We start from the raw sequence: 14,197 nt of genomic DNA on the forward strand, positions 1-14,197 counted from the left end.
GCTAGTTGGCGGGTGGTTTCGGCTCGCCCAGGCCCGGAATGGCGGTGGCGCCGGATTCGCCGACACGCGGCTTGCGCGGCTGCGCGAGCAGCACCCGGTCTTGCAGCCTGTCGGGCAGCAGGTTCAGCAGCGACGAGAGCCAGCCGATGCGCCTTGGCAGCACGATGCGTTCGCGCCCCGCGCGCACGCCCGCAAGCAACTGCTGCGCGGCGACGTCGGCGTCGAGCAGGCCCGGCATCGCGAAGCGGTTGCCAGCGGTGAGCGCCGTACGGATGTAGCCGGGGCTCACGGTGTGCACCGTGACGCCGGTGCCGCGCAGTTCGGCGCGCAGGCTTTCGAGGTAGCGGATCAGGCCCGCCTTGCTCGCGCAATAGGCGCCGTTGCCGGGCATGCCGCGCCAGCCCGCGATGCTGGCAACGCCGACCAGCGCGCCGCGCCGCTGCGCACGCAGGGCGGCCACAAAAGGATGGAAGGTGATGGCGGCGCCGAGCAGGTTGATCTCGAGCATGCGGCGCAGCACGGCGATGTCCGCGGCCTCGGCGGTGTCGAAGCCGCCCGCGACGCCGGCATTGGCGATCACGAGATCGGGCACGCCGCCGCGAGCCATCCAGTCGGCCGCCATCGCCTGCATCGCGGGCGCGTCCGACACGTCGGGCCTGTAAGCCACACAGCGCTCGGGCGCCAGCGCCACGAGTGCATCGAGCCTTGCGGCATCGAGGCCGACCAGCGCCACCCGCGCGCCACCGCCGATCAGTTCACGGGCCAGTGCCTGGCCGAGTCCCCCACAGGCGCCGGTGAGGACGACATTGCGAAACGGCAGGGACATCGAGGCAGTGGCTCCGGTCGGAAAAACCGGCCCACTTTAGCCGGGGCGCAAGCATTCGCTCCCCCGCGTTTCCCCTTGCGCTCGCAGCGTCTCAGTCAGCTGCCGGCCACCTTCATGCGGTTGACCAGGATCGAGCCCGTGGTCTTGGCGCCGAAGGTGTAGGCGTCGGCCCCGATGGCCTCGATGCCCATCAGCATGTCACGCAGGTTGCCGGCGATCGTGATCTCCTGCACCGGAAAGGCGATGCGGCCCTTCTCGACCCAGAAGCCGCTCGCGCCACGCGAGTAGTCGCCGGTCACGTAGTTCACGCCCTGGCCCATGAGCTCGATCACGAACAGGCCCGTGCCGAGCTTGGCGAGCATGGCGTCGAGGTCGTCGCCGGCCCGCGTGAGGCGCGAGCTGAGCGTCAGGTTGTGCGAGCCGCCGGCATTGCCGGTGGTCTTCATGCCGAGCTTGCGCGCCGAGTAGGTCGAGAGGAAATAGCCTTCGAGCCGGCCCGCGTCGACCACCTTGCGCGCGCGCGTCACCACGCCTTCGTCGTCGAACGGCGAGCTGCCCTTGCCGCGCAGGATGTGCGGGTCTTCGGCAATGTCCACGTGCTTGGGCAGCACCGGCTTGCCGAGCGAATCGAGCAGGAAGCTGCTCTTGCGGTACAGCGCGCCGCCGCTGACGGCCTGCACCAGGCCGCCCAGCAGCCCCACGGCGAGCGGCGACTCAAACAGCACCGGGCATTCGACGGTCTTGATCTTGCGCGCCTTCAGGCGGCTCAGCGCCCGCTCGGCGGCATAGCGGCCCACCGACTGCGGGCTCGCGAGCTCCGCGGCCGAGCGCATCGAGCTGTACCAGGCGTCGCGCTGCATGCCGTCGCCCTTGCCCGCGATCGGCGCTACCGAGATCGAATGCCGCGAACTCGCATAGCCGCCGCGAAAGCCATGGGTGTGCGCACTGAAGAAATGGCTCTGCTGCGCCGAGACGCCCGCGCCCTCGCTGTTGGTGATGCGCCTGTCGGTCGACAGCGCGGCCTCCTCGCATTCGAGCGCCAGCCGCGCGGCCTCCTCGCTGGTCACTTCCCACGGATGGAACAGGTCGAGTTCGGGATGCACCTTGGCGATGTCGTCCTCGTCGGGAAGGCCGCTGACCGGGTCTTCGGCCGTGAAGCGTGCGATGTCGTAGGCCGCCTGCACGGTCTGGGCGATGGCCGCCTCGGAGAAGTCGGACGTGCTGGCATTGCCGCGGCGATGCCCCACGTAGACCGTGATGCCGAGCGACTTGTCGCGGTTGCGCTCGACGTTCTCGAGTTCGCCCTTGCGGACCGAGACGCTGAGGCCGCAGCCTTCGGACGCCTCGGCGCCGGCGTCGGTCGCACCGAGCTTCCTGGCATGCGCCAGGGCCGTGTCGACCAGGTTTTCGAAGAAGGAGCGGCTGTAGGCGAAGCCGGAATCGGCGCGCGAAGAAGATGTCGTCATGTGATGGCTATGATACTTGCGCACCCCATTCCTCCGTTTCCCTCGCCTTTGCAAGGCGCGTTGCAGCGCCGCCCGGCGCGGCCCAGAATCCACCCCATGTCCCGCAAACCCAAAAAAGGCTATTTCGTCCGCGGCCAGTTCGTCGCCGAGGGCAGCGAACTCGACCTGGAGCTCAAGCGCGAGCTCAAGGGCACCGACGAGGCGAGCCGAACCGATCTCAAGCGCGAAAGCGCCGAACTCCAGAAGCTCGGCGAAGAGCTGCTCGGCCTGCGCGCCGGGCTGTTCGACGCGCTGCCGCTGGGCGACAAGCTGGTCGACGCGATCGCCGATGCCAAGCGCATCACCAACTTCGAAGGCAAGCGGCGGCAGATGCAGTTCATCGGCAAGCTGATGCGCGGCCTCGAACCCGAGGTGCTCGAGGCGGTCCGCTCGGCCTTGCAGGAGCAGAACAGCGTGCCCGCGGCCGAGGCGGCCGCGCTGCACGAGGCCGAGCGCTGGCGCGATCGGCTCATTGCCGACGACGACGCGCTGGGCGGCTGGATCGAAACCCACCCGGCCACCGATTCGCAGCAGTTGCGTGCGCTGGTGCGCCAGGCACGCAAAGACCTGAAGGCCGGCCCGCCCGGCGAAGCGCCGCGCCAGGGCAAGGCCTACCGCGAGATCTTCCAGCTGGTGCGCGCGCAGCTCGCGGTGCATGGCGGTGACGACCACGCCGCGGCAGCGGCCGCGCAAGACCGGGAGGAAGACGCATGAACGCATTGTTTTTCTCCCTCCCCTTCCGGGGGAGGGCCGGGGTGGGGGCACGCGGCGCATGCACCGGGCGCTCTGCGCGTCCCCATCCCAACCTTCCCCCGGAAGGGGAAGGAGCAAAACCATGAACGCACTCGACCCCGTTCGCATCGGCATCGTCTCGGTCAGCGACCGCGCCTCGAGCGGCACCTACGAAGACAAGGGGCTGCCCGCGCTGAAGGACTGGCTCGGCCGGGCGCTGAAGAACCCCGTCACCTTCGAGGCCCGGCTGATCCCCGACGAGGCGGCGCTCATCAGCGCCACGCTGGTTGAACTGGTCGATGCCGGCTGCGCGCTGGTGCTCACCACCGGCGGCACCGGCCCCGCGCCGCGCGACGTGACGCCCGAGGCCACGCTCGCCGTCGCGCACAAGGAAATGCCGGGCTTCGGCGAGCAGATGCGCCAAATCAGCCTGCGCTTCGTGCCGACCGCGATCCTCTCGCGCCAGGTGGCGGTGATCCGCGACCAGAGCCTGATCATCAACCTGCCCGGCCAGCCGAAATCGATCGCCGAGACGCTCGAGGGGCTGAAGAACCCCGACGGCACGCAGGCCGTGCCCGGCATCTTCGCGGCCGTGCCCTACTGCATCGACCTGATCGGCGGGCCCTACCTCGAGACCGACGACGCGGTCTGCAAGGCCTTCCGGCCGAAGTCGGCGGTCCGGCCGGGGCGCTGACACCCAGTGGGTCGGCACCGACGGAGGCGTTCGCTGTTGCACTCGGCGCTCATGGCTTGCGGCGAATCCAACGCAGCGGCTGGGTGACCCACCACGACCATGACGCCAGCTGTTCGCTGATGCGCTCTTCCTGCGCCAACAGGTTCGATCGCAGCGAGGCCAGCTCATTGACTGCGGCGCTGAGCGCTTCGTCCTGACGGGCATGGTCCAAAGCGAGCCTTCCGTGCATCTCCCTGAGTCGGGCGGCTTCAGCCTGCACAGAATCGCTGCGCGCGACCAGGGCGCGCAAGGTGGCGATGGCAGAGACCAAGGTCTCGCATCGGGCAAGGAGCTCCGCGTGTACCTGTCGCGACAGCTCGCGCTCCAGTTCGAGTGCGGCGATGTTCCGCTCCGCGGCAAGGAGCGCTGCGCGTGCCGTTTTGCTTCGGCACCCGCATTCTGCGAGCTCGGCACGAAATCGCTTGTTGTCAAGATACGCATCAGAGAGCGCCGCCGCCATGCGAGAGAGCTCACCTTGCCTCGCCTCGAGTTGCGCAGCCAGCTCATCGGCCCGCGCGAGTGACCGCGCATGCGATGCTTTTTCCGGTCGCCGCGCGATGAACCGGAGGTTCGAAAAGCCCTGCAGACTTTGCCGAAACACCGCGGCGTTCTTGCCATAGGAGTTGTCGCGCAGAGTGCATGGCACCCCGAGCAGCGCACTGCCGATCCCGACATGAAGACGATCGGTATTGATATGGCGCGCGCCGGCGATCGACCTTAGAAAGCACCAGGCGGCCAGCGGACCCTCATGCGGCCCGACCCCCAGCATGAACAGGTCAGAGATGTCGACATCGGACTCCGGGGCGTCGGAGGTGGACTCCTGATCCAATCGCAACATATCGACGCTCGGCCATGCATGCAGGGCGTCCAAGGAGTGCCCAACGCTTGCGAGTTTGGTTTGCAACAGCGCCGAACCGGGGCTGATGAGGGACTGGTCCTCGAGGAAGGCCTTCGCATCCAGGTGGAACGCCATGTCATGCGCAAGGCGGACATCGACGGCGGAGTTGACCCGCTGTACGTGCAGGAGGCTCTCCCGGTCGCGAACGAACAAGATGCAGTTGCCGTCCAACTCACGGAGCAGTTCCTCGTTGCCCCGAACGGTGTGCGGCAACAGCACGAGCTTCCGAGCCCGCCCGAGAAATCGCTGGAAGGCCGTTCGAATATCGCCATACAAAGGGATGAGGTTGCCGCCCCCGCCCAGGAAGACAATCTCGCCCTGCACCTCAGCGTCGACCTCGATGACCGTGCAATCGACGCCCGCACGCGCGAAAGCCTGCATCGTTGCTGCAGATATCAGAGAGTCCCCGCCGTTCCCGGGGTTCGGCAAGAACAGCACGCGCTTTCCGCGGAACTGTTCGAGGTACGCCTGGACATCGCGGCGAAGCGTTGCCAAGGCCTGGGAAGTTTCTCGGAGATTCTTCAAGAAATAGATCCAGGATGCCTCGGCAGGGGACGAGCCACCGCAACCAGGAGCGAGCAGCTCAAGCCGGCGCCGATTCGTTCGATAGCCCGAACTCGAACAGTGACCGACGGCCCGTCGACGGTCGAGCCGGCTGGCGATAGCGCATTCGCCGCTCCATGTCGGCAATGCCCTTGGCACGGGACAGGAAGAATGCCTCCCCGTAGGCGCGGTCCAGCGTTTCTCTCAGCACTGGCTGGGTCGGCATTCCACCCTCTGTGCGCGTTGCCATCAGATGCTCGAGTTGGCGTGTCCAGCGCAGATGCGCGGTGTACCTGGTACGCTCATTACCCCACGCTTTCAATGCCACATCGATCTCGCAGTAGGCGCGCACAGCAGGGTCATCGTGAAAGCTGGCAAACACACGCTGCGACAGCCCCTGGCGGTACGAGCGTTCGCAGAACTGGTCGAAATCGATCGCACGAATCATTGTCGTCAGCGCTCGGGGCTCATAGATCACGCGCAGCCCCTGCCCGGCCAGCCGCCATCCAAGTTCGATGTCTTCGCAGCCGAAGCGGAATTCAGGCCGGAACACACCGTTCCTGACCAGCAACTCGCGCTTGCACGAACTGCGTCCTCCCCAGAACTCCCGGTGGCTTAGCAACTGCCCTGGCTTCATCCACCCATAGCTGAACAGCTGACAACCCACCTCGGTCACGTAGTGCATCAGCGGTGAGCTCGCCACTTCCGGCGCCAATTGCGTCTTGCCCAGTATGGCGATGGCGCGGTCCGGGTTCGCGATGTGCGCAGACAGGTGCGCGGCCAGAAGCTCCGGATCGGCAACATCGTCGTCATCCAGAAAAACCACCACGGGGGCCCGCGCCATGAACACGCCAAGATTTTTGGCTGCCGAGAGCCCGGCGTGATTGAGTCGCACGATGCGCATCGGCAGTCGGTCGTTCCATGAGGCCAATACGGCAGGCGTCGCATCGGTCGAGCCGTCATCAATGGCAATCACCTCGAAGCGATGCGAGTCGATCGTCTGGCGCTCCAGGGCCGCCAGGACCATCGGCAGCAGGTGCGCCCGGTTGCGGGTTGTCAGGAGTGCACTGATTTCGACTGTCATGGATAGGCTTCAATCACGGTGAAGGCATCGTCCCTCGCAAGGTGAACGTTCCGCGCCAGCAGATCCGCCATGCTCAGGTGCGCTGCCAAGCAGTTGTAGGAAACGGCTTGCGCCCGGAGCCGATGCGCAACCGGCGCCGCGTCCACGATGCCCATGCGCAAGCCATGCTTTTCCAGCTCGACGGGCCAGACGAAGTCAAGCCCCCAACCCATTCCAGCCTCCGTACCGAACGGAAGGAGCAATTGGCATGCGTCCTTGCGAAGACAAACCACGGGACCGATCTCGACGAAGCGGGTCTGTCTCGCGGCAATGCCGGGAATCACCTGGACAATGGGGTGATCGATGAAGCTGTCAGAGGTCCTGGCTGGCTGGGAGACCGCAAAATCGTGCTTGTCCGACAGATGGATCAGCGAGTCCAGGAAGCCAGGGCCGAGCTCGATGTCATCATCGCAAAGCAGCACCCAATCAAAGTCGACCGCGTCTTCGGTCAGCTCATCCAGAAGTGAAAACTTCGGGGTGACTTCTGTCACTACCTTCCACGTGCACGGCAGGTCGAAGCTGCCTTTTCCCCCCGGTGCCAACGCGATCCACCGCTGGGAGACTTGGTGGTCGGTGCTGCCGGCCAGTTCGTGGATGACGTGCGCTGCGGAATTCGGCTTGGCCGCCATGTAGACACCGGCCACGAGAACCTTAGCCATCGAGCGCCTCCAGCAATTGTCTCTTCACCACCTCGGTCGAGAATGAACTCTGCATGTGCCTGCGTCCGTTGATCGAGAGCCGGGTCCACAGTGCGTTGTCCGTGAGCAGCCGAACCACGTGGGCCGCCAATGCCTGCTCGTCGTCAGCTACGAGCGCGTGAACACCGTCCTGCAGGAACATGCCTTCTGCACCAACCTGCGTGGCGACCACAGGCAGCCCGTGTGCAAGAGCCTGTCCGACCTTCCCCTTCGAGCCCGCTCCATACCGCAACGGCGCAACCGAGACGCGACTCCTGTCGATGAGGGGGGCAAGGTCGGGAACGAAGCCGAGCACCTCGATTCCCGGTTGCGCCCCCAGCGCCAGCACCTCATCGGTCGGGTTGCTTCCCACGATGCGCAGAACGGCGCCGGGCTTTTCGCGGCGAATCAACGGCCATATCTTTTCGACGAACCAGCAGATCGCATCCCCATTGGGCTTGTGCCAAAAGCCCCCAACAAACAGCAAGCCGTCGCGCCCATCGACGGGCGGCGCGGCGCCTGAAGGCATTTCGAACACGTTGGGAATGACCTCCACAACCGCCTGAGGCACCATCGAGAGCAACGTGCCCTTCTCTTCTTCATTGATGGCCAAGGTCACGTCAGCCGCCTTTGCGCACGCCAGTTCGATATCGCGCTGATGGTCGGCCCGCCGGAGCAGGTCGGTGTCGCCCAGCAGAGCCGCTTCGCGTGCCATGCGAAGACCGTGGAAGTCCACCATGTCGTAAGCGATGCGTGCCAATGGGCAGCGACTGCGAACCAGCGGCATCAGTTGCTCGGCCGTCGCCGGGAAGGAAAGAAAGGCCCAGTCGAGATCACGCCCCATCTCGGCCAGATAGGCATCGATCTCCTGGGCGCCGTAAAGAAACCTGTCCACGCCAACGCCGCTGAGCACATTTTCGTAGCGTTGGCGCCCCTCATGCGTTCCAAGGATGCCCGGCAAATCGGTAATCTCTGCCATCGACGCGAAGGTCACCGACCAGCCGGCCTCACCCATCAGACCAATCAACGTTTTCAGACGGAGCCCGCCGGATTGCTGGTCGTGCAACGGCAGAAAATCCGAGGCGACCAGAATTCTTCGGTGCACCCTGGATCTTGACCGTGCCAGTGGTGAGTTCGCATCGCGGGTCAGTAGCTGCGCCGGGATGTCGCTCGACGCTTGGCCGATCGGTGTGAAGCTTGGCGGATCGCCGACGCGCTTGCCCATGCATTTTCTGACAATGTTCGCGACACGCCGCAACAGCCGGGTGCTTTGCCAGGATCGCGATGCATAGATGACGGAGATGACGTGCTCGCGGTAAGCAACCTCGTGCAGCAAACTTCGATACCTGGCTTTTTCCGCCTCGACCGCGTCACCGAGTGCTTCCACCTGGGCACGAAAGATTTCATGCTCCTGAAGCAGATAGGCAATTTCCCGCTGAAGAACTGCCTCCCGAACTTGAGCCCCCTGAGAGCTTTTTTGTCTTTTATGAAGTATCGAATTGATGGGTATTATTTCATTACTCGATTTCATGTCTTCCCTTGTGCGCCTCGACGTCCGTCGCTTGCCAGTGTATGCCAATACAAATAGCAATATTGAAAAGAGATGACCCAAGATTTAAGTAAAATAACCTTATTCATGCATCAAATCAAAACCATATTAATTGTCAAATTTGGCATGGAATTGAATATTATTTAATCTGCCAGCCATTCGCCGGCGCTTCTCTCGATACGCCCAGCGCCTTCAGCCGCAGGCGAACGCAGCGCGGCCGCCCTGCTGGACGCGTAAGCATCCCGTCCTTCTTCGCACCCGATGCGCCGTCCGCGTTGCGCGGCCATGGGCTACGATCTTTCGATGCGGATCATGGTCATTGAGAGCGGCGCCCAACGTGGCAAATCGCTGAAGAACGCGCTGGAAGAGAACGGACACACAGTCGAGATGGCACGCTACGACGTCGAGGGCCGCGCCGTCGCAACTGGTGGGCGCCACGCGCTGATCCTGCTGGACATGCCGCCGCTGGCAGTGGAGGGTGTTTCGATGCTGCGCGCCATACGCAAGCGCAGCAACGTGCCGGTGCTGGTGCTGACAGAGCGCGACCGTGTCCAAGACCGCGTCCTGGGCCTGCAATTCGGGGCCGACGACTACCTCGTGAAGCCCTTCGCCGATGCCGAACTTCTCGCCTGCGTGCAGGCGCTGCTTCAGCGCGGCGGGCAGATGCCGGTGGCCGAGGTGCTCCAACTCGCGGACCTGGAACTTGACGAAGCCAGCCGCACCTGCACACGCAGCCGAGCGCGCATCGATCTGACCGGCCAGGAATTCGCGCTGCTCGCGGTGCTGCTGCGCGCCCGGGGGCAAGTGCTGTCACGCGCACACCTGGCCGAGCAGGTCTGGGACGGCAAGCTCGACAGCGACACCACCAACGCGATCGAGGTCGCCATCCGCAGGCTGCGCAGCAAGGTCGACGAGCCGTTCGCGCGCAAGCTGCTGCACACCGTGCGCGGCCAGGGCTACGTGCTCGAAGACCGCTCCTGAACCGCAGCAGCAGCGGCAGCCGCCGTCGCAGCGGCCGCCGGCTTCGCACGACCCATCACCAGGTTGATCAGCGGACCCGTCATCGCGGTGGTGGCGAGCGCCATCACCAGCAGCATGGTGAAGAGCTCGGGGCCGATCAGGCCGGCGTCCAGCCCGATCTTCATCACGATGAGCTCCATCAGCCCGCGCGCATTCATCAGCGAACCGGTGGCCAGGCTGTCGCGCCAGCCATAGCCGGCCATGCGCGCGCCGATGGCACCGCCCGCGAGCTTGCCGATGGTGGCGACCGCGACGATCAGCAGCATGGCGCCGACGCTCGCACCCGAGAACGCATCGGCCGTGGTGCCGAGCCCCGCGAGCGCGAAGAACAGCGGCATCAGCACCACGATCGAGATCGGCTCGATGCGCTCGGTGAGCGAGCGCAGCAGGCGGTCGTCGCGCGGCAGGCAGGCACCGAACAGGAAAGCGCCGAACACCGCATGCAGGTGCAGCCATTCGGTCGCGAGCGCGCAGGCCAAGAGGCCGATCATGAGCGAAGCCATCTCGGTGATCGAGGGCTCGCCGTCGGGCGCGCGCCTGCGCAGCAGCCACGCGTAGGCCGGCTTGATGCCGAGGAACAGCACCGCCAGCAGCACGGCTACGCCTGCCGTGATCTTGACGAGGCCGATGTAGCCCTCGCCCGCGCCCGCCATGGCCACCACGAGCGCCAGCAGGATCCACGCGAACACGTCGACCACGGCCGCCGCGCCCAGCGACAGCTGGCCGAATGGCGTGCGCGTGAGCCCGCGGTCCTTGAGGATGCGCGCCATCACCGGAAAGGCGGTGATCGACAGCGCCGCCGCCATGAACAGCGCGAACGGCCAGAAGCCCGTGCCCACCGGTGCCAGCGCCGGATGCAATACCGGCGCGATCGCAATGCCCAGCACCATCGGCACCGCGACGCTGAGCGCCCCGACATAGCCCGCGGCCTTGAGCTGCGCGCGCACCCCGCCGGTCGAACGCAGCTCGAGACCGACCACGAACATGAACAGCACCAGGCCCACGGTCGAGAGCGACGAGAGGCCATCGAGGTGGCTCTTCGAGAAAAGCTGCGCGTGCAGATCGGGAAACAGCGCCCCCATGACCGCGGGCCCGAGCATCAGCCCCGCCGCCATCTCGCCGACCACGCTGGGCTGGCCGACGTGGCGCAGCACCCAGCCGCAAGCGCGCGCGGTGCCGAGGATGACGATCAGTTGGAGCAGCAGGGAGGTGGCGGACATGGCAGGGGCGCAGGCGGTGGGCAGCGTTGGGGCCCGCAATCTTAGGGCGGCGCGCGATCGTCCGGCACCGGCGCATCGAACCAGCGGTCGGCCCACTGGTTGAGCGGCTTCAGCCGCTTGACCAGCTCGACGCCCGATGCGGTGAGCACGTAGCCCGCATCGGCCAGCGCCACGATTCCGCCCGCACGCAGCTCCTTGAGCCGGTCGTTGAGAACCGACGGCGACATGTAGTCCGTGCTCGCGCGCAAGGCCCTGAAGCTCTGCGGCAGACCGTCGCGCAACTCCCAGAGGACGCGCAGCGTGCCCTTGCGGCCCAGCTGCTCGAGCAGCCGCATCACCGGCCGGCGCGATGCCGGCGGGGCGGCCTGCTCGTTCGGCGTCGTTCCTGCGTCTTCCATGCGGGTGGCTTCCATCGGGTGCGGCTCAAGGCCTTCTTGCGCTACGGAATGCGTAGCGATAAACTGGCTTTTCGCTACGCATTCCGTAGCGATCGATTCGCATTCTATGGAAAGGAACCCGCGATGACGATGCCCCCTGCCACGAGCGCGCCCCTGCCGCCGCGCATCCCCCCGCTCGCGCCGCCCTACCCCGCGCCCATTGCCGACCTGCTCGCGCGCATGAACCCGCCGGGCCGGTCCGAGATTCTTGCGCTATTCCGCGTGCTGGCGGTCCACCCGGAACTCGCCGAGCGCATGCTGGGGCTCGGGCGCCACCTGCTCGGCCGCGGGGCCGCGATCGGCCTGCGCGAGCGCGAAGTGGTGATCACACGCGCCTGCGCCCGCTGCGGTGCCGAATACGAATGGGGCGTGCACATTGCGGCCTTCGGCGATGCGGCGGGTTTCAGCGCGGCCGAGCGGCAGGCGATCGCTTCGCCGGCCAGCGACCTGCAGCAGCTCGCCCCGCGCGACCGGCTGCTGGTGTCGATGGTCGACCAGCTGCACGATACCTCCAGCGTGGACGACGCGCTGTGGGAGGCGCTCGGCGCGCACTGGAGCGCCCCGCAATTGATCGAACTGCTGGTGCTCGCAGGCTGGTACCGCACCGTGAGCTACGTCTGCAACGCCGCGCGCGTGCCGCTCGAGACCTGGGGGGTGCGCTGGTGAACGAACGGGCTCAGCCGCCCTTCGGCGCGCGCATCAGGCGCAGCCCGTTGGCCACCACGAGCAGGCTGGCGCCCATGTCGGCGAACACCGCCATCCACATGGTCGCGCTGCCGAACACCGCGAGCACGAAGAAGACGCCCTTGATGCCCAGCGCCAGCGTGATGTTCTGCCACAGCACCGAATGCGCGCGACGCGAGAGGCGGATGGTCTCGGGCAGGCGCCGCAGGTCGTCGTTCATGATGACCACGTCGGCAGCTTCCATCGCCGTGTCGGTGCCGGCGCCGCCCATGGCGAAGCCGATGTCGGCCTGCGCGAGCGCGGGCGCATCGTTGATGCCGTCGCCCGCCATGCCAGCCATGCCGTAGCGCTGCTGCAGCGCCTTGACCGCTTCGCGCTTCTCGTCGGGCAGCAGGTTGCCGCGCACGTCGTCGATGCCCGCCTGGTCGCCGATGGCCCGCGCGGTGGCGGCGTTGTCGCCGGTCAGCATCACCGGGGTCACGCCGAGCGCGCGCAGTTCGGCCAAGGCCTGCTTCGATGAGGGCTTGATGGTGTCGGCCACCGCGAACAGCGCCAGCACGGCCTCGCCCGAGGCCAGCAGCGTGACGGTGCGCCCGGCTTCCTCGTGCGTCTTCAATTCGGCCTCGAGCGCGGGGCTGCACAGCCTCTGCTCCTCGATCAGCCGGTGGTTCCCGAGCACATAGGTGCGGCCTTCGTGCGTGGCCTGCACGCCGCGCCCAGGCAGGGCCTTGAAGTCGCCGACCGGCTGCGGCGCCTGCGCCAGGCCCGCGGCAATGGCCTTCGACACGGGGTGGTCCGATCGGCCCGCGAGGCCGGCGGCAATGGCCAGCACCGCCTCTTCGTCCGCCGCGGACCCGAGCAGGCGCGACGCGACCAGCTTCGGCTTGCCTTCGGTCAAGGTGCCGGTCTTGTCGAGCGCCACCGCCTTGAGCTTGCGCGCCTCTTCGAGGTAGGTGCCGCCCTTGATCAGGATGCCGCGCCGCGCCGCCGAGGCCAGCGCGCTCACCACGGTGACCGGCGTGGAGATCACGAGCGCGCAGGGGCATGCGATCACCAGCAGCACCAGCGCCTTGTAGAGAGCCTCGAGCCAGGTCCAGTCCATGAGCCAGGGCGTGAGCACCGCCACGGCGATGGCCGCCACGAACACCGCCGGCGTGTAGACGGCCGCGAAGCGGTCGACGAAGCGCTGGGTCGGGGCGCGCGTGGCCTGCGCTTCCTCGACGGCATGGATGATTCGCGCGAGCGTGGTGTTGGCCGCCACTGCCGTCACTCGGAATTCAAGCGCCGCCGTGTGGTTGATGGTGCCCGCGAACACCGGGTCGCCCACCGTCTTGTCCACGGGGATGCTTTCGCCGGTGACCGGTGCCTGGTCGATCGCGCTCGTGCCCTCGGTGACCACGCCGTCGAGCGGCACGCGTTCGCCGGGCCGGATGCGCACGACCGCGTCGAGCGCCACCGTGTCGGCCTTGTGCGTCTTCCAGGCGCCATCGGCTTGCCGGACCTCCGCCATCTCGGGCGCGAGCGCGAGCAGCCCCTGGATCGCGTTGCGCGCGCGGTCGACCGCGCGCGCCTCGATCAGTTCGGCGATCGCATAGAGCGCCATCACCATCGCCGCTTCGGGCCACTGGCCGATCAGAAAGGCACCCGTGACCGCCACGGCCATCAATGCGTTGATGTTCAGGCGCCCGTGCACGAGCGCGGCAAAGCCCTTCTTGTAGGTGTCGAGGCCCGCGAGCGCGATGGCTGCGAGCGCCAGGCCCATCTCCACCGCGGTGGTTCCTGCGCCCTCCGGCGCGAAGAACGCCACCGTCTCGGCCGCGATGGCCAGCGCCAGCGCGGCCACCAAGCGCCACAAGCCGGCGCTGGCGAAACCGGTGGCGCTCGCCGGCGCGACCGGTGCCGAACTGCTGCCGGCCGCGGGGATTTCGAGCGCCTCGGGCTTGAACCCGGCCTTGCGGATGGCCGCGAGCGCCTCGGACAGCGCGGCGCCCTCGGCCGTGATCGCCATGGTGCGCTCGCCGAGCCGGAAGCGCAGGCCCGAAACGCCCGCCACGGGCTCGAGCGCGCGGCGGATCTCGGACTCCTCCACAGCGCAATCCATGGTCGGTATGCGAAATAGCCGTGCGCCAGCAGGCAGCGCTGCCGCCGCCACGTCGGGCGCTGCAATGGCTTCCGCGCCGCAGCCGCTGCCGCAGCACGACGTGGTTTCAGGCGGGTTCAGGGTGTTGGAATTCGTCATGGCCTCATTGG

At 66.8% G+C, this 14,197-nt stretch carries 13 protein-coding genes; 4 read left to right on the forward strand and 9 right to left on the reverse strand.

All coding sequences use genetic code 11. From position 1 onward, the window contains the following. Position 1: 1 nt before the first annotated feature. Entirely contained in the window at positions 2–826 is an 825-nt protein-coding gene (locus AC3A6J_RS01250; protein WP_487858076.1) for an SDR family oxidoreductase, read from the reverse strand. A gap of 95 nt (positions 827–921) precedes the next feature. After that, the gene (pmbA, locus tag AC3A6J_RS01255) at positions 922–2,292 is read right to left on the reverse strand and encodes a metalloprotease PmbA (protein ID WP_487858077.1); all 1,371 of its coding nucleotides are present in this window, start codon (positions 2,290–2,292) and stop codon (positions 922–924) included. Between the two features lie 96 nt (positions 2,293–2,388). Between pmbA and yjgA the strand changes: the two genes are divergently transcribed. Both yjgA and mog read left to right on the forward strand, forming a co-directional pair. Continuing rightward, the gene (yjgA, locus tag AC3A6J_RS01260; RefSeq protein WP_487858078.1) at positions 2,389–3,045 is read left to right on the forward strand and encodes a ribosome biogenesis factor YjgA; all 657 of its coding nucleotides are present in this window, start codon (positions 2,389–2,391) and stop codon (positions 3,043–3,045) included. Positions 3,046–3,166: 121 nt separating this feature from the next. Continuing rightward, complete coding sequence (gene mog, locus AC3A6J_RS01265) at positions 3,167–3,757, forward strand: molybdopterin adenylyltransferase (protein ID WP_487858079.1); 591 nt, start codon at positions 3,167–3,169, stop codon at positions 3,755–3,757. Between the two features lie 49 nt (positions 3,758–3,806). Here the strand turns inward: mog and AC3A6J_RS01270 are convergent, their stop codons facing one another. The 4 genes from AC3A6J_RS01270 to AC3A6J_RS01285 are packed head-to-tail and all read right to left on the reverse strand — an operon-like array spanning position 3,807 to position 8,568. Continuing rightward, positions 3,807–5,219 carry a polysaccharide pyruvyl transferase family protein gene (locus AC3A6J_RS01270; RefSeq protein ID WP_487858080.1) on the reverse strand — a complete coding sequence of 471 codons (1,413 nt, stop codon included), beginning with the start codon at positions 5,217–5,219 and terminating at the stop codon, positions 3,807–3,809. A 58-nt stretch (positions 5,220–5,277) separates the two neighbouring features. Further along, on the reverse strand, positions 5,278–6,321 hold the full coding sequence (locus AC3A6J_RS01275) for a glycosyltransferase family 2 protein (RefSeq protein ID WP_487858081.1): 1,044 nt from the start codon (positions 6,319–6,321) through the stop codon (positions 5,278–5,280). After that, positions 6,318–7,019, reverse strand: coding sequence for a hypothetical protein (locus tag AC3A6J_RS01280; protein WP_487858082.1), 702 nt, complete (start codon positions 7,017–7,019; stop codon positions 6,318–6,320). The genes AC3A6J_RS01275 and AC3A6J_RS01280 overlap by 4 nt, the downstream gene beginning before the upstream one ends. Then, the gene (locus AC3A6J_RS01285) at positions 7,012–8,568 is read right to left on the reverse strand and encodes a glycosyltransferase (RefSeq protein WP_487858083.1); all 1,557 of its coding nucleotides are present in this window, start codon (positions 8,566–8,568) and stop codon (positions 7,012–7,014) included. The genes AC3A6J_RS01280 and AC3A6J_RS01285 overlap by 8 nt, the downstream gene beginning before the upstream one ends. A 321-nt stretch (positions 8,569–8,889) precedes the next feature. Here AC3A6J_RS01285 and AC3A6J_RS01290 point away from each other — a divergent pair, with 321 nt between their 5' ends. Beyond that, positions 8,890–9,567, forward strand: coding sequence for a winged helix-turn-helix domain-containing protein (locus AC3A6J_RS01290; RefSeq protein WP_487858619.1), 678 nt, complete (start codon positions 8,890–8,892; stop codon positions 9,565–9,567). On the opposite strand, the gene AC3A6J_RS01295 is transcribed toward AC3A6J_RS01290, so the two are convergent. Further along, positions 9,543–10,826 carry a cation:proton antiporter gene (locus AC3A6J_RS01295; protein WP_487858084.1) on the reverse strand — a complete coding sequence of 428 codons (1,284 nt, stop codon included), beginning with the start codon at positions 10,824–10,826 and terminating at the stop codon, positions 9,543–9,545. The genes AC3A6J_RS01290 and AC3A6J_RS01295 overlap by 25 nt on opposite strands. A gap of 41 nt (positions 10,827–10,867) precedes the next feature. After that, complete coding sequence (locus AC3A6J_RS01300; RefSeq protein WP_487858085.1) at positions 10,868–11,239, reverse strand: winged helix-turn-helix transcriptional regulator; 372 nt, start codon at positions 11,237–11,239, stop codon at positions 10,868–10,870. A gap of 108 nt (positions 11,240–11,347) precedes the next feature. Here AC3A6J_RS01300 and AC3A6J_RS01305 point away from each other — a divergent pair, with 108 nt between their 5' ends. Continuing rightward, on the forward strand, positions 11,348–11,929 hold the full coding sequence (locus AC3A6J_RS01305; protein WP_487858086.1) for a carboxymuconolactone decarboxylase family protein: 582 nt from the start codon (positions 11,348–11,350) through the stop codon (positions 11,927–11,929). Positions 11,930–11,939: 10 nt separating this feature from the next. On the opposite strand, the gene AC3A6J_RS01310 is transcribed toward AC3A6J_RS01305, so the two are convergent. Beyond that, positions 11,940–14,186 carry a heavy metal translocating P-type ATPase gene (locus AC3A6J_RS01310; protein WP_487858087.1) on the reverse strand — a complete coding sequence of 749 codons (2,247 nt, stop codon included), beginning with the start codon at positions 14,184–14,186 and terminating at the stop codon, positions 11,940–11,942. Between the last annotated feature and the right edge of the window lie 11 nt (positions 14,187–14,197).

Source organism: Variovorax sp. Soil_C_39, assembly GCF_057656815.1.